The sequence below is a fragment of the Bacillus badius NBRC 15713 genome (assembly GCF_001591605.1).
GTDB lineage: Bacteria > Bacillota > Bacilli > Bacillales > Domibacillaceae > Pseudobacillus > Pseudobacillus badius.
Genome location: NZ_BCVF01000002.1, coordinates 16,528 through 35,196, shown reverse-complemented (window position 1 = coordinate 35,196; position 18,669 = coordinate 16,528). Strand labels below are relative to the sequence as shown.

Annotated in this window: 20 protein-coding genes, 1 pseudogene and 1 riboswitch; of the genes and pseudogenes, 7 read left to right on the top strand and 14 right to left on the bottom strand. The window is 43.6% G+C overall.

Annotated elements, in window-relative coordinates; translation table 11 throughout:
• The first annotated feature begins 264 nt into the window (after positions 1 to 264).
• Complete coding sequence (locus BBA02S_RS01350; RefSeq protein ID WP_041096189.1) at positions 265 to 837, top strand: biotin transporter BioY; 573 nt, start codon at positions 265 to 267, stop codon at positions 835 to 837.
• Between the two features lie 61 nt (positions 838 to 898).
• Here the strand turns inward: BBA02S_RS01350 and BBA02S_RS01345 are convergent, their stop codons facing one another.
• From BBA02S_RS01345 to BBA02S_RS01325, 5 genes are all read right to left on the bottom strand, one after another.
• The gene (locus BBA02S_RS01345) at positions 899 to 1,669 is read right to left on the bottom strand and encodes an NRDE family protein (protein ID WP_041096192.1); all 771 of its coding nucleotides are present in this window, start codon (positions 1,667 to 1,669) and stop codon (positions 899 to 901) included.
• A 21-nt stretch (positions 1,670 to 1,690) separates the two neighbouring features.
• Positions 1,691 to 2,743 carry a mechanosensitive ion channel family protein gene (locus BBA02S_RS01340; RefSeq protein WP_063441459.1) on the bottom strand — a complete coding sequence of 351 codons (1,053 nt, stop codon included), beginning with the start codon at positions 2,741 to 2,743 and terminating at the stop codon, positions 1,691 to 1,693.
• 83 nt (positions 2,744 to 2,826) lie between these two features.
• The gene (locus BBA02S_RS01335; protein ID WP_041113645.1) at positions 2,827 to 4,164 is read right to left on the bottom strand and encodes a D-serine ammonia-lyase; all 1,338 of its coding nucleotides are present in this window, start codon (positions 4,162 to 4,164) and stop codon (positions 2,827 to 2,829) included.
• A 69-nt stretch (positions 4,165 to 4,233) separates the two neighbouring features.
• Positions 4,234 to 5,226 (bottom strand): diaminopimelate epimerase, encoded by a 993-nt coding sequence (gene dapF / locus BBA02S_RS01330; protein WP_041113646.1) that lies wholly within the window; start codon positions 5,224 to 5,226, stop codon positions 4,234 to 4,236.
• A 117-nt stretch (positions 5,227 to 5,343) separates the two neighbouring features.
• Positions 5,344 to 5,685 (bottom strand): GlpM family protein, encoded by a 342-nt coding sequence (locus tag BBA02S_RS01325; protein ID WP_041096198.1) that lies wholly within the window; start codon positions 5,683 to 5,685, stop codon positions 5,344 to 5,346.
• 138 nt (positions 5,686 to 5,823) lie between these two features.
• Here BBA02S_RS01325 and BBA02S_RS01320 point away from each other — a divergent pair, with 138 nt between their 5' ends.
• A complete protein-coding gene (locus BBA02S_RS01320; protein WP_041096200.1) occupies positions 5,824 to 6,708 on the top strand; it encodes a LysR family transcriptional regulator in 885 nt (294 codons plus the stop codon).
• 60 nt (positions 6,709 to 6,768) lie between these two features.
• Here BBA02S_RS01320 and BBA02S_RS01315 read toward each other — a convergent pair whose 3' ends face one another.
• From BBA02S_RS01315 to ribD, 5 genes are all read right to left on the bottom strand, one after another.
• Positions 6,769 to 8,055 carry an NCS2 family permease gene (locus BBA02S_RS01315; RefSeq protein ID WP_041096202.1) on the bottom strand — a complete coding sequence of 429 codons (1,287 nt, stop codon included), beginning with the start codon at positions 8,053 to 8,055 and terminating at the stop codon, positions 6,769 to 6,771.
• A 147-nt stretch (positions 8,056 to 8,202) separates the two neighbouring features.
• Positions 8,203 to 8,673, bottom strand: coding sequence for a 6,7-dimethyl-8-ribityllumazine synthase (ribH, locus tag BBA02S_RS01310; RefSeq protein ID WP_041096204.1), 471 nt, complete (start codon positions 8,671 to 8,673; stop codon positions 8,203 to 8,205).
• A gap of 16 nt (positions 8,674 to 8,689) precedes the next feature.
• Positions 8,690 to 9,883 carry a bifunctional 3,4-dihydroxy-2-butanone-4-phosphate synthase/GTP cyclohydrolase II gene (locus BBA02S_RS01305; protein ID WP_041098010.1) on the bottom strand — a complete coding sequence of 398 codons (1,194 nt, stop codon included), beginning with the start codon at positions 9,881 to 9,883 and terminating at the stop codon, positions 8,690 to 8,692.
• Between the two features lie 22 nt (positions 9,884 to 9,905).
• Positions 9,906 to 10,553 (bottom strand): riboflavin synthase, encoded by a 648-nt coding sequence (gene ribE, locus BBA02S_RS01300; RefSeq protein WP_041096206.1) that lies wholly within the window; start codon positions 10,551 to 10,553, stop codon positions 9,906 to 9,908.
• Between the two features lie 5 nt (positions 10,554 to 10,558).
• Positions 10,559 to 11,647: a bifunctional diaminohydroxyphosphoribosylaminopyrimidine deaminase/5-amino-6-(5-phosphoribosylamino)uracil reductase RibD gene (gene ribD / locus BBA02S_RS01295; protein WP_041096208.1), complete on the bottom strand. Its 1,089-nt coding sequence runs from the start codon at positions 11,645 to 11,647 to the stop codon at positions 10,559 to 10,561.
• Positions 11,648 to 11,792: 145 nt separating this feature from the next.
• Positions 11,793 to 11,935: riboswitch (FMN riboswitch) on the bottom strand.
• A gap of 631 nt (positions 11,936 to 12,566) precedes the next feature.
• Here ribD and BBA02S_RS01290 point away from each other — a divergent pair.
• Together BBA02S_RS01290 and BBA02S_RS01285 are read left to right on the top strand one after the other, a co-directional pair.
• A complete protein-coding gene (locus BBA02S_RS01290; RefSeq protein WP_041113647.1) occupies positions 12,567 to 13,115 on the top strand; it encodes a DUF7010 family protein in 549 nt (182 codons plus the stop codon).
• Between the two features lie 219 nt (positions 13,116 to 13,334).
• Positions 13,335 to 13,736 (top strand): carboxymuconolactone decarboxylase family protein, encoded by a 402-nt coding sequence (locus BBA02S_RS01285; protein WP_052477296.1) that lies wholly within the window; start codon positions 13,335 to 13,337, stop codon positions 13,734 to 13,736.
• A gap of 101 nt (positions 13,737 to 13,837) precedes the next feature.
• Here BBA02S_RS01285 and BBA02S_RS01280 read toward each other — a convergent pair whose 3' ends face one another.
• From BBA02S_RS01280 to BBA02S_RS20505, 4 genes are read right to left on the bottom strand one after another with little or no spacing between them, the layout of a single operon-like run.
• Positions 13,838 to 14,281, bottom strand: a complete 444-nt coding sequence (locus BBA02S_RS01280) for a DUF1064 domain-containing protein (protein WP_041113649.1) — start codon at positions 14,279 to 14,281, stop codon at positions 13,838 to 13,840.
• Entirely contained in the window at positions 14,278 to 14,466 is a 189-nt protein-coding gene (locus BBA02S_RS01275) for a hypothetical protein (RefSeq protein WP_041113650.1), read from the bottom strand. The genes BBA02S_RS01280 and BBA02S_RS01275 overlap by 4 nt, the downstream gene beginning before the upstream one ends.
• Complete coding sequence (locus BBA02S_RS01270; RefSeq protein ID WP_231557171.1) at positions 14,463 to 15,368, bottom strand: ATP-binding protein; 906 nt, start codon at positions 15,366 to 15,368, stop codon at positions 14,463 to 14,465. Before BBA02S_RS01270 ends, BBA02S_RS01275 begins: the two co-directional genes overlap by 4 nt.
• The gene (locus tag BBA02S_RS20505; RefSeq protein ID WP_156477585.1) at positions 15,253 to 15,648 is read right to left on the bottom strand and encodes a hypothetical protein; all 396 of its coding nucleotides are present in this window, start codon (positions 15,646 to 15,648) and stop codon (positions 15,253 to 15,255) included. Before BBA02S_RS20505 ends, BBA02S_RS01270 begins: the two co-directional genes overlap by 116 nt.
• A gap of 348 nt (positions 15,649 to 15,996) precedes the next feature.
• Between BBA02S_RS20505 and BBA02S_RS01265 the strand changes: the two genes are divergently transcribed.
• The 3 genes and pseudogenes from BBA02S_RS01265 (at position 15,997) to BBA02S_RS01255 (ending at position 18,646) form a co-directional block, all read left to right on the top strand.
• Complete coding sequence (locus BBA02S_RS01265) at positions 15,997 to 16,626, top strand: TetR/AcrR family transcriptional regulator (protein WP_041113651.1); 630 nt, start codon at positions 15,997 to 15,999, stop codon at positions 16,624 to 16,626.
• Between the two features lie 5 nt (positions 16,627 to 16,631).
• Positions 16,632 to 17,171, top strand: a complete 540-nt coding sequence (locus BBA02S_RS01260) for a GNAT family N-acetyltransferase (protein ID WP_041113652.1) — start codon at positions 16,632 to 16,634, stop codon at positions 17,169 to 17,171.
• Positions 17,172 to 17,287: 116 nt separating this feature from the next.
• A pseudogene (locus BBA02S_RS01255) lies at positions 17,288 to 18,646 on the top strand (ISL3 family transposase).
• Positions 18,647 to 18,669 lie beyond the last annotated feature (23 nt).

Sequence of the window (18,669 nt, the reverse complement as noted above, 5' to 3'; positions counted from 1 at the left end):
CGGCCCCTTTTCCTTCTCCAAAACAGACAGATCTTCATTCTGGCCGAAGCTTTCTAAGGCAATCGCCGCTTTCATTCTAAACAGGCAGAGAAAAATCCTTCCTTTTTCTCCACCTGTTTTTAGTTTAAAGTCTCCTGAATACCCTCTTATTTTTTTCCGCCGATCGATTCTGTCTTTTACAGAAACTAAAAACAATTGACACATTTAGTCATCTATAATTAAAATATAGTTAACAAATTTAAAAGATAGATTGGAGGCTTGACAATGTCTGCTCAACATGAACGATTAAGAATGATGCTGACAGCCGCTCTTTTCGCGGCTATCATTGGTATTTTCGCCCAAATTACGATTCCGCTTCCCTTTGTCCCGATTACCGGGCAAACGCTGGCAGTCGGCTTGGCAGCCACTATTCTCGGTTCCAGATATGGGGCGCTGTCCGCTCTGTTGTACATGCTGGTCGGAGCAGTTGGTGTGCCTGTATTTTCCGGCATGTCGGCAGGAATGAGCATCATCTTTGGACCAACCGGCGGATATATTATCAGCTTCGTCCTATCAGCGTTCTTTATTGGCTGGTATATTGAAAAAACTAAGGCCACTGTGCCTCAGGCTTTTTCGGCTAACTTGATCGGTATGGTGATTAACCTTGCTTTCGGGACGGTTTGGCTGAAGATTTTTGCTGAACTGAGCTGGATGGAGGCATTGGCGGCTGGATTCCTTCCATTCATTATCGGCGGCATTATAAAAGCCTTCCTTGCTGCCTGGATTGGAATTGAGGTCCGCAAACGCTTGGCTTCTGCCCGTCTGCTCCCTCAACCAACAAAGAACCGTACAGCCTGATCGGCAAAAAGAGCTGTCTTCAAGCGAGCCAACATGGACTAGCTTGCAAGACAGCTCTTTTTTAAAACGGTTCGACTGCAAATTGAAACGATGCTTCTCCGCTAAGCGTTCCTTGGACATACGTTCTTTCAGCAAAAAACACCCGATTCCTCCGATCAACCAAGACGACAGTCGACGACCTTGTGCCGTAGCCCTCACTGTTAATAAAGAGCGGCGACAACCTTCTTTCCCAATCGAGGGATACACCCGTGTGAGGCAGCTCCTCATCCGGTGCTTGCCGGCCATCTTGTAAAAAAGAAAACAGACAATCAGCCGGGCGACCCTCAGCACGATGCAGGCACTCTTCTAAATAAGCCTTTCCTTTCTCGGACTTTGGCCACGGACTGTTTAAAAACGCATTGCTCAAACTATGAACACCGGGAGCGATTTTTTCTTTACAATCGCTTTTATTGTTATAATACCACAGCTCGTCTGCCGTACCAGCCAGCAAGTTAAAGCCCGGATAATCGTCTTTTTGGCGCTGCAGATTGTCCATAAAGGTCTCAGGCAGCTCTGCTCCCGTTAAAAACGCTTGAACGATTTCTCCGCGCGATCGCTTTCCTGCCGTATGTTCCGCAGGGTCGCGGAAATTCGTTAACGCCGCAATCCGCCCCGTTTTCGTTACCCCGAGCCAGGTTCCCATCTTTTCCAAATCACGTCCGGCCAGAATAACGGGCTGATCCTCCCAATAATGGGCCGGCTTGGTCGGACGGTTGAAAAATTCATCCCGGTTTGCAGCGATGACTAATTTATATTGCTCCTGCGCCTGAAAACAAAAGTTAATTAAACACATAAAGGGACACCTTTCTTATCGTTACTGCCGCTTCACTTCAATCGGCTGTGAAGCGAGCTGGATTTGATGCTCTTGGAATAAGGAAGCAACAGCATGGCGGAGCCGGCTTTCAATCTTTTGTTTGATGCTGATATTCTGTACAGGCACCTCTACCTTAAACACCATTGCTTCATTGCGAAAATCGATAAAGCGGACAGTTGTTGGTCCCTGCGGCTCGATTTCTTTTTCGGCGATGACTTTATCGGCTGCTCTATACAGCAGTCTCTCCACCTTTTCCGTATCTTGCCCAAATGTTACTTCTATGACTACTTCTGCTACAATCTCGGCTCCTGAACGGTTTGGCACAATTTGCTCAATGAAATACTGATTAGGCACCACCAAGGAACCCTCCGTCGCTGTTTTCACAATGGTCGAACGGAGTCTGATGCTTTCCACCCGCCCAAATTTGCCATTCACTTCTATCACTTGACCCACTTCAACCGGGCGTTCAAATAAGATAATGATCCCTGATATGAAATTACCGGCTACATTTCTCATGCCAAAGCCGATCCCGATCCCCAGCACGCTAAATAAGGCCGCCGCCGCTGTTAAATCAAGCCCGACTGTGGCAAAACTGATTGCCAGTGCCACGATCATGACTGTATAGTAAATCATTCGGTTGAACGTATAGGCGACACCGCTCTCCAATCCATAGTACTCGTAGACTCTGCTCATTACCAGACGGTTAAACAATTTCACCAGCCTTTGGGCGAGAGATACGGTAAGAATCGCAACAAGAATCAAAAAGACAGTGACCTCGGCGTCTCCCGATGTATAAAGCGGGTAAAACAGCCATTTTTCCTTTGAAAAATAGTATAGAAACAATAACAGCAGGCCGTAAAAGCTGAGCCAATTCAAGGTGGTGCCAAGCAGCGGCACCAGTTCCCTCTTCCATGAGTCCTGTTCTCCTGTTCTTCTATTTAGCCATCTCATCGTGAGCCATTTGGCAATGATAATGATAGCTGCAAACAGGAGGAATTGCAGCAGCCTGCCCATCAAATGGTCGGCTGAAAAAAAACGGATCACGTTCTCCATATGATCACCACTACTCTATTTTCTCTTTCCTTTCTCCTTTACCTGAATGAAAGGAGATTAAACAAAAGAGAAAAGGAGCGGTTTTATTGAGAAAACAGCTGCTCTCCCTTGCGGATCATGGCTGCCATCTCTTCTTGCGGGACCAGGCTTCCGCCTGTGGACCATACGAGATTGACAGCATTGGCTCTTTGCTCGTCCGTTAAGTGTCTTTCGAGCCAGCCGCTTCTCTTAGCCCGGAAAGGTCCTTCTACTCCGGCAAGAGCGGAAGGTTCAAGGTACTCGCCCTCAAGCTTGGCCATTTGTCCTAAATACGTAAATAGCTGATCGTCCGATATAGTAAAAACCCCATCGAGATCATTCGCTACTGCTCTGCCGACAAAGCTGGACGCCCTGCCGACGGCCAGCCCGTCCGCTTCTGTTGCTAAGTGAATACCGGCATCCTGCACAGCTATCCGGTCATGCAGGCCGGTCATTAATCCAAGCAGCATGCACGGAGCTTGCACCGGCTCCGCAAAAAAACTATACACATGCTCGCCAAACACCCGCTTCAGCCCAGCAAAGATCCCTCCCGGTGCGCCGCCCACTCCGCATGGTAAATAAACAATCAATGGATGATCTTTATCCACGAGAAGGCCTCGCTCCTGAAACTGCTCTTTCAAACGAAGGGCAGCCGTTGAATAGCCAAGAAACAACTCCCTGGAATGCTCATCATCAATGAAAAAGCTGTTTTTTGTCTGCGCACTCAGCGTTCTGCCTTCTTCTACAGCTCGGCTGTAATCATCGGCATATTCAATTACCTGCACGCCTCTTTCACGAAGCCGTCGTTTCTTCCATTCTTTCGCATCTATAGACATATGAACCGTTGTCTGAAACCCAAGCGCTGCGCCTGTCATGCCAATGCTTAAGCCTAAGTTCCCTGTAGAGCCGACAGCAAGTGAATAGCGGGAGAAAAATTTTCTCATTTCTTTGCTTGCTAGTTTACTATAATCTTCTTCTGTTGATAACAGTCCATTCTCTATCGCAAGCTGTTCTGCATGCTTTAACACTTCATACATGCCTCCGCGCGCTTTCACCGAACCGGCGACCGGTAAAAGGTGATCGGCTTTCATATATAATTGTCCCTCGATCTTTTCCTGATGATACGCTTCAAGAAAAGCTTTCATACGGCCGATTTCCAGCAAAGGCGATTCAATCACGCCAGCCGAATCCCTCGTTTCCGGAAAAACAGCTCCCAGAAAAGGAGCGAACCTTCTTAAGCGGGCCTCTGCGTCCTCTATTTCTTCCAGCTGGATAGGCAGCTGGTCCTCTGTGCTCATTGATTTTTGTTCATTGAGCCACGTGACCTCCTGTCCACCTTTCATAGCTGTGATTAACGGCCATCGCGCTTCAAGATGATCTACTTCCTGTTTGCCCTTCGTCATTTATACGCCTCCTCTGTCCCCCTTGATAGAAAGAAATTCCAAGAGTGCACTCTTGGAATTTCTTGTTGTTTAGGCAAATACCGTTTTTTGTAAAAATTCTTTTACCTCACTGCCCAGTTTTTCATATTGAACTTGCTCTGTCCGTTCCTGCTTCCCGGCAATAGCGAAAGCGGACGGAGTGCGAAGATCTATTTCCACAGCCGCCTCGTATAAGTAGGTAGCGTTACCGATTAAATCAATCCAATAGCCGCCATCTGCTTTGCGATGAGCCACACAGCAGACCTTGCCGCCGTTGTTATATACCTCAATGGTTTCCTCCAGCTGATTTTTCTCAAGCAGGCACGTAATCAAGCTGGACGCGGACATCGCTGTTCCGCAGGCATTCGTAAATCCGACTCCGCGCTCAAAGGTGCGCACATAAATTTTTCCCGGCTCAATTGGGTGAACGAAGCTGACGTTCACGCCATCAGGGCAAATGTCATTCGGGCCATTCAGCTTTTGCGCAATCTGCTTTTGCTCGTCAGAAGCGATTTGCTCTTCATTCACAATAGCAATTAAATGCGGGTTCGGCACAGCCGCCGCCGAAAACGCGATTGAATCGGAAAGCGCAGGCACCAGTTCATTTAACAATGTGTCCTTTCCCTCGATATGCATCGGCAGGCTGGACAGCTCAAACAAAACCGGTGAGATTTCCACGCGATACGTCGGCACCTCGTCATAGAGCTCCTCATCTTTTGTTACCTGCAAATCTGCTTTCATCGTCTCCACAACGATCTCATCTTTTTTCAGAAGCTCGCACACATAACGGCCAAGGCAGCGCAGGCCGTTCCCGCACATGGACGCTTCAGAGCCGTCGGAATTAAAAATTCTCATCTTCGCGTCAGCCCGCCCGCTTTCCATCACAAACAAAATGCCGTCCGCTCCAAGGCTGGACTCTCTGTTACACAAGGCGATCGATAAATCCCTTCTGTCTTCCTCGGAAAAAGAATAGCCATTTGTCCATTCATCGATTAATAAAAAGTCATTACTTGATCCATGGCATTTAATTAATTCAATTTGCATGTCTTCTCCCCACAATCCACTTATGTTTTTCTATTAGCATACAAAAAAATCAAACGCCGGTCTATCTTTTCCTTGCTGCTGCGCTCACACTTCAGGAAGCCGGCGCCAGCATCGGCATTACGCACTTACTTTATCGGAGAACAAGATTAAATACCCAGCCATATAAAACAAATAAATGCAAGAAGCGCCAATCACCGCGTGCAGGGGTTTCACCCAATGCGTCAGCAAGAAGATGCCGGCTACTAAAATGACCGCCCCTAAAGCGCCGAAGACAGCACTTTTTTGCGTTGTTTGAAACTCATTCAGGTTCATATTCTTTAGTTGTAAGCTCACGTTAATCAGCGTCATCACAGGAAGCAGCGTGATCACCCCCGAGAGAAACAAATATTTGGATTGACTTAACAAGGAGGCCGCTACCAGAATCATGCCGCCGATTACAAACTGCACAATGTAACTCACTGCTTTCTCTCCTTTTCTCAATATCCAAAACTGGATGAAGTAGAAGTTGTGATCATTGTATTCCCTGGCTAATTATAAGTAAACTAAATATAATTGATATCAATTATAATAAAATCTTATATCTTAGAGGTGGCGGCAATGAATGTAAAAAAATACCTCGCGTATATTAAAGTTGTGGAAACTGGCAGTTTAACGAAAGCGGCCGACCTGTTAAACTACACGCAGCCAAGCATTAGCCAAATGATCAGCAGCTTAGAGGAAGAATACGGCTTTGCTTTGCTCGTCAGACAAAAAAATGGCGTGAAGCCGACGGAGAATGGTTTAAAGGTATTACAGGCGATGAGAGAGATTGAAAGAGGCTATGAAAAATTGTTGGGAACGGTTGACGGGATTAATGGGATGGAAACCGGGAAAGTCCGCATCGGCGCCTATATTAGCATTGCCACCAACTGGATGCCGCGGATAGTCAGCGAATTTAAACAGCGCCATCCCTTTATTGAAATCCAATTATATGAGGGCAATGCATCAGAGTTAGACGACTGGCTGGAGGAGGATACAATCGATTTTGCCATCGGCTCCTCTCATCATCACAAATGGGATTTCCGCTTTTTGCTGGAGGACCCGATCGTTGCGGTCATGAGCACCAGGCATGAATGGGCGCAAGCCAATATCATCAGCTTACAAGCGATAAAAGAAGCAGAATGGATTTTGCCGTACCCGGATTCCTTGTTCGAGGTGCACAATTTTTTAAAAAAGGAAGGCATCCAGCCGCGGATCACGTATCAAATCAGAGGGGACGAAACGATTCTTGCCATGATCCGCCATAATTTAGGGATCAGCCTGCTGCCGCGCCTGCTGTTAAACAGTACAATTCTGGACGGCATTGCCACTAGACCGGTTGAAATTCCTTTATCACGAAAAGTAGGCATTCTGACAAATACGAGAAAGCATGCCCCTACGCCCGCTATTTCGAAAATGATCCATTTCATCAAGGAATGGGTCAATAAGGAAGTAGGCGAGTAAGTTTTCTCGGCAAAAAAAGCACACCACTTGTCTATAGCGGTGTGCTTTTTGTCATAGTTGTCAAGCATAATGCACAATAAAATTCAGCAAGAAGAGCACGGAAACAATCCACAGCAGCTTCGATACCTCGCGCCCTCTGCCCATGACAACCTTTAACAGCGGATATAAAATAAAGCCGGCTGCAATGCCATCCGCAATGCTATACGTAAACGGAATCATCACAATAATGAACAAAGCCGGCACTGCTTCCGTTAAATCGGTTAAATCCAAATGACGAATGTTTTGGATCATCAAGCTGCCGATCATCATTAACACAGGAGCAATCGCCATATCCGGAATCAGCTTCATATAGGGAATAGCAAAAACTGAAAGCAGAAACAAGATGCCTGCGGTCAGTGTAGTCAGCCCTGTTCTTCCTCCTGCAGCGATCATTGCGGAGCTTTCCACCGTAGACACGGTCGGACTCGTTCCGAAGATCCCTGAAGAAAATGAAGAAAAAGCATTAGCCTGAAGCGCTCTTTTAAATTTATCTGGACGGCCGGCAAATTCTGTATGGCCATGGACTAAACCGACATTTTCAAACACGAGTACCATGGTCAGCGAAAACACAGCAGACCAAAAAGGCACCGATAGCCAGTCAGACAATGAAAACGCGGCGAATACATCGTTGTATACAGCAACAGAAAAGGACGCGTCTCCTACTTCCGGCAACAGCCCGGCGACCCACGCCGCAACAGTTCCAAACAAGATACTCCATAGAAAGCCGCCCGGTACGCCTTTTAAAAACACAATGAGCGTCACAATCAGCGTCAGCACTGTAATCAGTACAGCCGGATCGCCCAAATTGCCGAGCGCTAAAATAGAATGCTCGCCCCGCACGACAAGCCCGCCTTTTTCAAGACCGATCAGCATAAGAAAAAAGCCTAATCCAACTGAAATGGCTTCCTTTAAAATCGGCGGAATCGACGCATTCAGCCAGTCGGCCAATTTTGTGACCGATACAAGCACGAACAGCACGCCCGATACAACAACAACGCCAAGCGCTTCCTGCCAGCTCAGTGCCATTGACTGGACAAAGGTGTAAGCAAACATGGCATTCAGCCCCATGCCCGGCACAAGCAAAATCGGCGCATTGGCCCAAAATGCCATAACCACACATCCGACCGATGAGGCAAGTATCGTTGCTACTACAGCTCCCTCAAACGGCACGCCAGCCTCGGACAAAATAAACGAGTTCACGGCTACGATATAAATAATCGTAAAAAAGCCGATGATCCCGGCGGTAACCTCCCGCTTCATTGTTGTGTCATGATCAGCTAACTGAAAAAAACCTCCACTCTTTTTCATCTTACATGTACCTCTCGTACAGCGCCCTCTCCCTACCCGCTAGAGCTGGTCAACCAGCCTAGCCACAAAAGGTATTTTACCAAAGCCCCTTCATAAGAACAAGCCTCATCAAAAAGACCGCCTTCCAAGGAGGCGGCGGTCTTTTCATTATCCTTCAATAGATCTTACTAAATTAGCCATTTCAATGGCTGTCGCAGCAGCCTCCCAGCCTTTGTTGCCGGCTTTTGTTCCAGCTCGTTCGATCGCTTGTTCAATCGTATCAGTTGTCAATACTCCGAAGATCACCGGTACACCTGACTGCATGCCCGCTTGTGCCACGCCTTTAGTCGCTTCGTTGCTGACATATTCAAAATGGGCAGTCGATCCGCGAATGACAGTGCCAAGTGTAATCACTGCATCATATTTGCCGCTGTCCGCCATTTTTTTGGCGATTAACGGGATTTCAAACGCGCCCGGCACCCAGGCAATGTCCACGTTGTCTTCTTCCACCCCGTGGCGGCGCAGGGCGTCTTCTGCTCCGCTCAACAGTTTGCCGGTAATAAACTCATTAAACCGAGCCACAACAATGCCCACTTTCAGTCCTGTGCCAATTAAATTTCCTTCAAATGTTCTGCTCATGTTCTTCTCTCCCTGATTAAATAGTTAAATAATGACCTAATTTCGTGATTTTCGTTTCTAAATAACGGCGGTTCTCTTCCTTCGGCGGCATTTCCAAAGGCACCCGGTCGACGATTTCAAGCCCGTACCCTTTCAGGCCGGCAATTTTGCGCGGATTATTCGTTAACAGCTTCATCTCTTTAATGCCAAGATCCCGCAAAATTTGGGCGCCAATGCCATAGTCACGCAAATCATCCGCAAAACCAAGCTTCTCATTTGCTTCTACTGTATCATAGCCTTGCTCTTGCAGTTTATATGCCTTTAGTTTATTAATAAGACCGATCCCGCGGCCTTCCTGGCGCATATAAAGCAGCACGCCCCGGCCCTCCTCTTCGATTTGCTGAAGTGCAGCATGCAACTGCGGGCCGCAATCACAGCGGCAGGAGCCGAAGACATCACCCGTTAAGCATTCAGAATGGACCCGAACAAGTACAGGAGCCTCTTCATCGATTTCTCCTTTAACAAGGGCGACGTGTTCCTTGCCTGTCAGCTTTTCCGTATAGCCGACCGCTTGGAAATGCCCGAATTCGGTCGGCAGCTCGATAGTTACTTCCCGGGTAACAAGCGCTTCTTTCTTGCGGCGGTACTCTATCAAATGCTGGATCGTAATAATTTTTAAATCAAGTTCTTCGGCCAGTACGAATAAGTCGGGAAGCCGCGCCATCGTTCCGTCTTCCTTCATAATTTCGCAAATCACTCCCGCGCCCTGCTGACCGGCAATCAACGCCAAGTCCACTGCCGCCTCTGTGTGGCCGGCTCTCTTTAAAACGCCGCCCTTTTTAGCGACCAGCGGGAAAATATGCCCGGGCCGTTTAAAGTCAGCCGGCGCCGCATCCTCTTTCATCATTGCCTGTATCGTTTCCGCCCGTTCAAATGCGCTGATTCCCGTATGGGTGGATGCGTGATCAATGCTGACAGTAAATGCCGTGCCGTGGCTATCGGTATTGTGATCGACCATCATGTTCAACCCAAGCTGCTTCGCTTTCTCTTCTTCTACCGGTACGCAAATGAGACCGCGCCCAACCTTTGCCATGAAATTGATCATCTCGGCATCCGCAAAGTCGGCCAAGCCGACAAAATCACCTTCATTTTCCCGATCCTCATCATCCACGACGATGATGACTTTTCCTTTTTTTAAATCTTCCAATGCTTCTTCTATGGATGCAAACATCTTTTTCACCCCGTCTGTTTTATTAAGCAAAGCCATGTTTTTGCAATAAGTCCATCGTTACGTTAGAAGCCGGCTTTTCCGCCTTGCGACTCAGCATCCGCTCTACATATTTTGCAAGCATGTCGCACTCGATATTAACAAGGTCACCAATCGCCTTCTCCGCTAGAATCGTCTCCTCTTGTGTATGGGGAATAAGCGAAATGGTCAGCTCTTTTTCAGATACATAAAAGAGGGTCAATGACGTGCCGTCGAGCGCTATGGAGCCTTTAGGCATCAGGTATGGAGAAAGCTCCGCTGAATACTGGATATCAATGTAAAGTGCGTTCTCCACGCGCTTTTTCCCGGTAATCACACCGACTCCATCGATGTGACCGGAAACGAAATGGCCGCCAAAACGGCCGTTTGCCGCCATGGCCCGTTCCAAATTCACTTTCAATCCCCGGCTGAGCCTGCTGAGGGATGTGTCCCGAAACGTTTCTGGCATCACATCAACTGTAAAGCGTTCGGAAGTGAAGCTTGTAACTGTTAAACAGACTCCATTGACCGCAATGCTGTCCCCGAGCCGGACATCCTCAAGCACCTTGTGAGCCGTAATGGTCAGCTGCATCGATTTGTTTTGGGCAAGCACTTCTTCTATCATGCCGATTTCTTCAATTATGCCTGTGAACAATATGGTTACCCTTCCTTCCGCGAAGCTGTAATCTTAATATCTTGTCCAATCATCTCCACCTTATCAAACACTAGCTGGATGGACTCATCCATCGTCGGGAAGCCTTCTCCCGCAAATGGGGTGGGCGCCATTTTGCCGCCGATCAATTTAGGTGCCATATAGATGACGATTCGTTGAAAGGCTTTCTCCTGAAAGAACGAAGCGTTCACTTCGCCCCCGCCTTCGACAAGCAGCGTCATGATCTCTTCTTCTCCTAACTTTTCCAGAAGAAGCGGGATATGAATATCGGCCGTCTCCAGGCGAATCACATCAGCGCCAGCCGCGATAAGCGCTTCCTCTTTGTCTAGAGAGGCTTCACTACCGCAAACGATGATCGTATCGGCTTCTTTGTTTTCAATAACATTTGCTGTGATGGGTATACGTAAATGCGTGTCTAAAATGACTCGAATGGGGTGTTTTCCTCCGTGGGGCAAACGGGTGGTCAGGAGAGGGTTATCCTGAAGAACGGTATTGACACCGACGAGGATCGCGTCATGCTCATGTCTGAGACAATGAACATCTTCCCTTGCCGGCTGATCAGTAATCCAGCGGCTATGGCCTGTGTAGGCAGCTGTTTTGCCATCGGCTGTAATGGCTGTTTTCATTGTGACGAATGGGGTTTGATGCTGAATAAAATGAAAAAACGGTTCTAACAAGCGATCTGCTCTTTCCCGGCAGACTCCAATCTCTACTTCAATTCCGGCAGATTCCAGCTTCTGCACGCCTTTTCCGCTCACTCTAGGATTCGGGTCCACCGTCGCGATAAATACCCTCTTAATCCCAGAGGAAGCTACTAAATTCGCGCATGGCGGCGTCTTTCCATAGTGTGAACAAGGCTCTAATGTTACATATAAATCGGCACCGGCCGCTTCCTTTCCGGCCGCACGAAGAGCATGAACCTCCGCATGGGCTTCGCCCGCTTTCAAATGGGCGCCCATTCCGATGACACGGCCGTCCTTCACGACCACCGCACCGACTGGCGGATTCGGAGATGTCTGTCCCTTCACTCCTTCCGCAAGCGACAGGGCTAACTCCATATACTGTTCCTTTAACATTTCGCTAGTCCTCTCTCGATTCCTAAATATTTTCGTCCAATGAATGGTTTACAGCCAATAAACCAACAAAGCCCCGTATATATAATATATACGGGGCGCAAAAGGCATAGCCAAATAAGCATTTTAAAACCTGTTTTTAAAATACTTCATCCTTCTCCCATCCAGACTATCACTGTCGGCTTCGGAATTTCACCGAATCCACCGGTTCGAAAACGAACACGGGTCACGGACTAAGAGCATTAGCTCATCACCGCCGGTGGGGAATTTCACCCCGCCCCGAAGGATACACTATTCAAGTTAATTCTTATTATCACTCTAGGAATACGATTGTGTCAAGGTTTAATGTGTGTGAATTCTGATTAATTCGGATGAAAAATGAGGGTTGTTGACCAGTTTCGTCAACAACTCTTCTTTAAACTAAAGCTATTCGTTGACTACACTTCCTTATGTTACTTTGTTTCATTCATTGGCACTATTTCAAATGATTCTTCTCATTGATGCGCTGCCAGTTACCCACAATACACATTAAACACTACTACGAAATCAGTTTGCATCTATCCTTCAAGATATAAAGGATGAGTTCTATATGGGTCCTAAAACAAATGATTTTGCACCTTATAAAGATATTCGTTTTAACATGAACTGCCCCGTAAATGTTAGACACAAATTAACATTTACGGGGTGTTTTTGTGATTAAATTTAATGCAGAAGAAAAATTACAGATTGTTTTACGTTATCTAGATGGGGCAAAAAGTTATCTTGAGCTGTCGAAGGAATTTAAAGTAGATAAAAATTTTCCACGTACTATGCATAAACCTTTTCATTATAGTTATCTTGAATAAAATAATAGTAGTAAATACATTGAAAAACTGTTAAATTGTAGAAGTTGGTAATTCGCTATAAAGGAGTGCATACATATATGAACCGAACACTTGAACAATTACAAACTGATATCATCTTTACTGGAAAGAAGGGCTATCCTATTTTATTATCCGGCGCTATTGTCTTTTTATTATTTGCCTTTATGCCCTTATTTTTTCCAACGAAGACCCTATCTCTTATATGGATTTTTGGATTAAGTGTCATTTTCCCATTTGGAGTCCTACTAGGCAAAATAGTGAATGTTAATCTTTTATCTAGTGATAATCCATTAGGTACGTTAGGTGGAATGGTTGCAGCTATACAAGCATTTTACATACCTGTATTTATCATCGTGTATACGCACATCCCTGAATATATCCCTTTTACCATCGGGTTATTAGCAGGATCTCACTTTCTGCCCTATATGTGGATTTACAAAAGCAAAGCTTACTTATTTGTCACTCTTGCCGCTTGTATATCCTCTTTCATCTTAGGCGGGTTCTTTATTGAACTCGCATTTAATCTAGTCCCTTTGGCCATTTCGATTTCGTATGGAGTCGGTGTTCTACTAATTCTTAGAGAACTCAAAGTGGTCAAACCAGCTTAATCACCTAATAGGTGATTTTTTTATGTTTATTACACTCCTTCACATTTTCAACGAACTACGACATAGCTTTCTAAAAAATCCTATTTACGAGATACAACCTACTAATTCCAAGCCTTACCATTAGCACGTATGTTCGAAATCGCTTATAGTTAATTTATGAATGTAAAGGAGTGAATAAACTTGAAAAGATTAGACTATTACAATGTAGGCTCAGAAGGTATGGATATTATGATGCAAATGGAGAAATACACCAAGAAATCTTCTATCAACAGAAAGCTAAGAGAGCTTATAAAAATAAGGGTCTCTCAAATAAACGGTTGTGCATACTGCTTAAATATGCATACAAGCGATGCTCGGAAAATGGGTGAAACTGAAAAACGCATTTACTGTTTAAGTGCTTGGAATGAATGTGATTTTTATTCTTCTGAAGAGAAAGTTGCTTTCGAACTGTCCGAACACATTACTCTAATTCCTACCAAAAGAGTTCCAAACGACCTATATCAGCGAGTACGTGAACATTATAACGAGAAACAATATGTTGACCTTGTTCTTATTATTAATCAAATCAACAGCTGGAATAGAATTTCTATCGCAATGGGAAATACAGCAACGGAAGAATAGTTAATCAACACGAACATCTTTTTCGATGTTCGTGTTTTCTCGTTTATGGCGCATTTTGCGTCTATTACGACTCAGTGCCGCGTTTGTTCTTCTTCCTGTTATCAATGTATATCCTTAACGCGCTTTCTCCCTCTCATCTTCATTTTCTTCCTCACATAAACTCGATACTCTTTCGTTGGCAAAAACCCCTCATGATCAGGACTATATGTAAGCAAACTCAAAGTATGAGGATACTTCTTCTCAAACAACTTCCGCTTGATTTTGAAGGCTTCAGTCTCTGCTTCCCTGATGTCTATCACTTCGATACTTCCGTCCTTGTGGTGCACTTCAAAATCAGCTGCATATTCAATTTTTTCATGGAGGACCCCATTCTTCGTAAAAGCTTCTTGGAGCAAGTACCGCGGCTGAGTCCGAAAGAAGAGAATTTGATCATTCGCCTGTAGCCGTTTCAGATGCTTATAATACCTCGCTTCGGCTTTGCTATCGAAAGTGATGCCGTCCACCACCACTTTCTTAGAGCCATATTTTGACCTCGCCTTTCTCAACTTGCATCCTTCCCAACAAGTTCAGCTTGCCGCATAGCTTCATGCAATCTCTTTTTAAAACTCGCATGTTTCTTCTTCCAAATCTCTTCCGGCATTGGACCGCATTTGAGACAAGGCTGCTTCATCCACCCAAATCCAATATCATTTGTGACTACATAAGTACCGTTGCATAAATTGCACATCATCGTTTTAACCTCCAATCTACTCCTTCTGCCTCTAACAGATACTCTCCGCATTCTCCAATCAACCTACTTGCCGCTGCATATCCAATTTTGTCGGCAAGTGTCCCTCGATCTTCATTGCTGTTAAAAACAATCGGCTTTTGCTTGCGGTATCGTTCGTTAATGATTGTGTAATACATCCGTTCACGCGCCTCTGTCCAACTCACTTTCCCGATGTCATTCCAAATGAGTACATCCGCTGATAAAGCACCACTTAAGAGACGATAATTAGTTTCTCCCTCATCATCCATCTTCTTCGCTTGCATAAGCTCTTCCATGAACGAAACATCTGAAACAACGAGTACGTTAAATCCTTCTTTGATCAACTGCTTGGATAAAGCTATCTGCAAGTGTGTTTTGCTAATCCCGAAGTTGTTATGCTGCTGCTTTAACACTGCTCTCTCTGAAGAGGGCATTTCTTTTAGTCGCTGTTCTCCAAAAACGGCAATCAGTCCAAAGTTATGAGCTGGAATGCGTTTCTTTTTCTCATCAACTTGCTTGCTGATCTTGAACAAGGACCTATACCTCTTTGTTAGCTCCAGCATGTCCCTCTGAACCGGTGATGAGGTTTCATAGTTTTCAAAGTTCGCTTGGGTAAACTCCTCTGGAATCAGGGATTGTTTAAATCGCCTCTTCCATGCTTTTCTCTCACGGCATTCACAAGGCTTGGCAAATTCATATAGCAAGCCGTTGGTGGCTGCCTCTTGGTAATACACTAACTCCGTGTCTCTGCAAATGGCACACTCGTATTCAGCCGCCCCAAGCTCTTCTGGCTTCTTCAAGTTCTCGGTAGGCTTGTTCCACCGATTTACCTTTGCTTGCAGATCGGCCATCACGTCTGCGATACTGGTAAACTTTCTGGCCATTCTTATCAGCTTCCTTTTCTGCAAAATGATGGTCTAAGATTTTAGGCAAACAGTACCCAAAGCTGTTGATCTTGTCTCTTGAATGTTTTGGATTGAACTCAGCAAAACACTCTTCCAGCCAACTAAGCGCTTTTTCAATGTCTATGTCATAAGAGAGCAATTCCATGATGTATCCACGATCTTTAGGGCTTACATCAAAGCCACGTATACCAGCAAGTTCCATGTAACGATTGCGTATCTGCTCATAAGCGCTCAAAGAAGTACCTGGTATTTGTCCCACACTCCCATTGGGCAGCTGAACGATTTCGGTTGTAGGCACCCCGCCAGTTGGTTCTTCGCGCGCGTTAGTAGCAGCAGCAATATATTTAATATTTTTGGGTATTCGGATTTTAGTGTGGAAGCACAATAGAATTTTTGAAAGTAAAAAACAACTAACTTACATTACAACAATTCAATTGTTTTGCTCATTTTAACACACCGATTATGAATAAATTCCCCACCTTATTTACAAAATAATATTCACAACTCTTGAAACTATACACTAATGTCGTTATAATTGATGCTGTAAAACGACATTAGTGTATAGTTTATTGGTGTGTCTCTTATCAATTATTATGGAGGTGGCTTTATGGCACCTAAAGTTAGCGAAGAATATAAAAAGGAGAGAAAAAAAGAATTAGTAGAAACAGCCAAGAAAGTTTTTATTAAAAAAGGGTTTGTTCACACATCTATGCAAGACATTATGGACAAAGCTGGAATCTCAAGAGGTGCATTATATAGTTACTTTGATAATATTGAAGACGTTTTTCTCGAAGTCTTAAAATATGATGACCAAAAAGACATTCAATATTTTGTGTCGTCTGATGAAGGTTCAATATGGCTACAATTAAAAAACTGGGTTGAAGAACAGCGATTATATATTGAGAGAATTGACCAAACATTGCTCTATGCAAGAGCGGAATTCTTTTTGTCATCTAATTACGCAAATGATAAAGATAATTTTCCTTACATTTCTGAACGCTACAATCGAATTATTGAAGCTATAGAAGAAGTATTAAATGAAGGCAAACGTAAAGGAGAATTTAGACCTCAACAATCTACTCGTTCTATTGCACGGTATCTTGTATCATTTATAGACGGCTTGATGTTAGACACGTTTCAACTGGGACATGAACAAACAAAAGTAAAGGAGCAATTATCTGTTTTACTTTTCACTTTAGAAATATTAATTAATCCAAAATCTGCAAATAAGGAGTGATTGTTATGTTGTTTGAATCCTCAAGAATGAGATTAAGAAAGATGACAAAGGAAGATACAGAACTTTATAACAAGTGGCGAAATGATTTGGAAGTTATGCATTCAACCAACCCATCTTTGGATGTTTATCCGATGGAAGCAACTAAAGAATTTGTTGATCATGTTATTTTGGGATCGCCTACAGCCAAAAGCTATATCATGGTTGAAAGAGGGAAAGAAATACCAATTGGCATTGTATCATTAATCAACATAGATTATAAAAATAGAAATGCTGAATGTATTATTGATATCGGGGAAAAGGAATATTGGGGAAAAGGCTATGGTTCAGAGGGTTTGAAATTACTGATGGATTATGTTTTTTACGAAATGAACCTCCATCGAGTTTCCCTTAAAGTATTTTCATTCAATGATAGAGCTATTCGTTTGTACACTAAAATTGGTTTCCAGGTGGAAGGAAATAGTAGACAGAGTCTATTTAGAAATGGTGAATGGCATGACATCATTCATATGGGAATTCTACAAAATGAATACTTGAGAAACAAGTAAAAAGTATATAAAATTGTCCCGCCATAATAGTAAGGACAGCGATCAAAAAATTGAATACTTAACAGAAAAAGGCATTACTCTAATCATCAAGTAATGCTTTTTGTTTATTGTCTAAAATGTTACAAAAGGAAAATGAAAAAATGACCCAAAATATGCTTAACCTACCAAGTTTTAAAATTATTGATATGTATGAAAGCGAATCTGATTATAGATTCTTAGTTGAGACTATTTTACCGCCACCCACCTACTGTCCAAAGTGTGGTACCATTGCAAATTTATATAAGCATGGTAAAAAGAAACAGTTATTTTTCGATTTACCAATGCACGCAAAACGTGTTGGTATTTATGTCAATCGCCAACGATATAAATGTAAGGAATGTAAAGAAACATTTTTTGAAAATCTAACAGATATAGATATCAATCGTTCTGTTACAAATAGGCTAATAAATTGGATTCAAGAAGCAAGTCTTGAAAAAACTTTTACCAGTGTTGCTGAAGAGATTGGCGTTGACGAAAAGACTGTACGAAACATATTTAATGACTACGTTGATGAACTTGAAGCTCAAACTGATTTTAGAACTCCTAAATGGCTTGGTATTGATGAAGTCCATTTACTTAAAAACTATAATTGTGTTATTACAGATGTAGAAAACAAGTCAGTAATTGACATATTACGAAAACGTAATAAAGATACTGTTATCAGTTACCTTTCAAAGCTCCAAGATATTGATAAAATTGAACTTGTAGCAATGGATATGTGGAATCCTTATAAGAGTGCTGTTAATACAATGATACCACATGCCAAAATTGTAATTGATAAATTCCATGTTGTTAAATTAGCCAATGAAGCCTTAGAGAAAATCCGAAAAGCTAACCGTCAAAATGTTACAGTCAAAGAACGTAGACAACTTATGAGAGATCGTTATGTCCTTCTTACAAGAAGTAAAGACTTAACAGACTTTGATGACCAAATAAAGCTACAAGTATGGACTCAAAACTTTCCATTACTCGGACAGGCTTATGAACTTAAAAAGCAATTCTTTGACATCTATGAAGCCGAATCAATTAACGATGCCTATAAACTCTATCAAAATTAGGTTTCAAATGTACCTAAAGAACTGATAACTTATTTTGAGGATCTGTTTAAGGCTATGAAAAATTGGGAAGAAGAAATATTCAACTATTTCAATTCCCCCATTACAAACGCTTATACAGAATCCCTTAATCGATTAATTAAGACAATGAACCATGTTGGTCGTGGTTACTCTTTTGAAGCCCTTAGAGCAAAGATTTTATTTACTCAAGGCTATCGTAAAGTTAGAAAGAAAAAGAAGTTCAAAGAAATTGAAGTTACTTTTGGAAAAATGTTACCTGATCCATTCCCAGGTTGGTCACAAACTGGTTATGAATGGGTGTATGAAGATGGTGCTGATTTTTCCACACTGACTAAGGTGATAGAGGAGGGTTCTCTTTAACCCTCTTTCCACACTAAAATCCG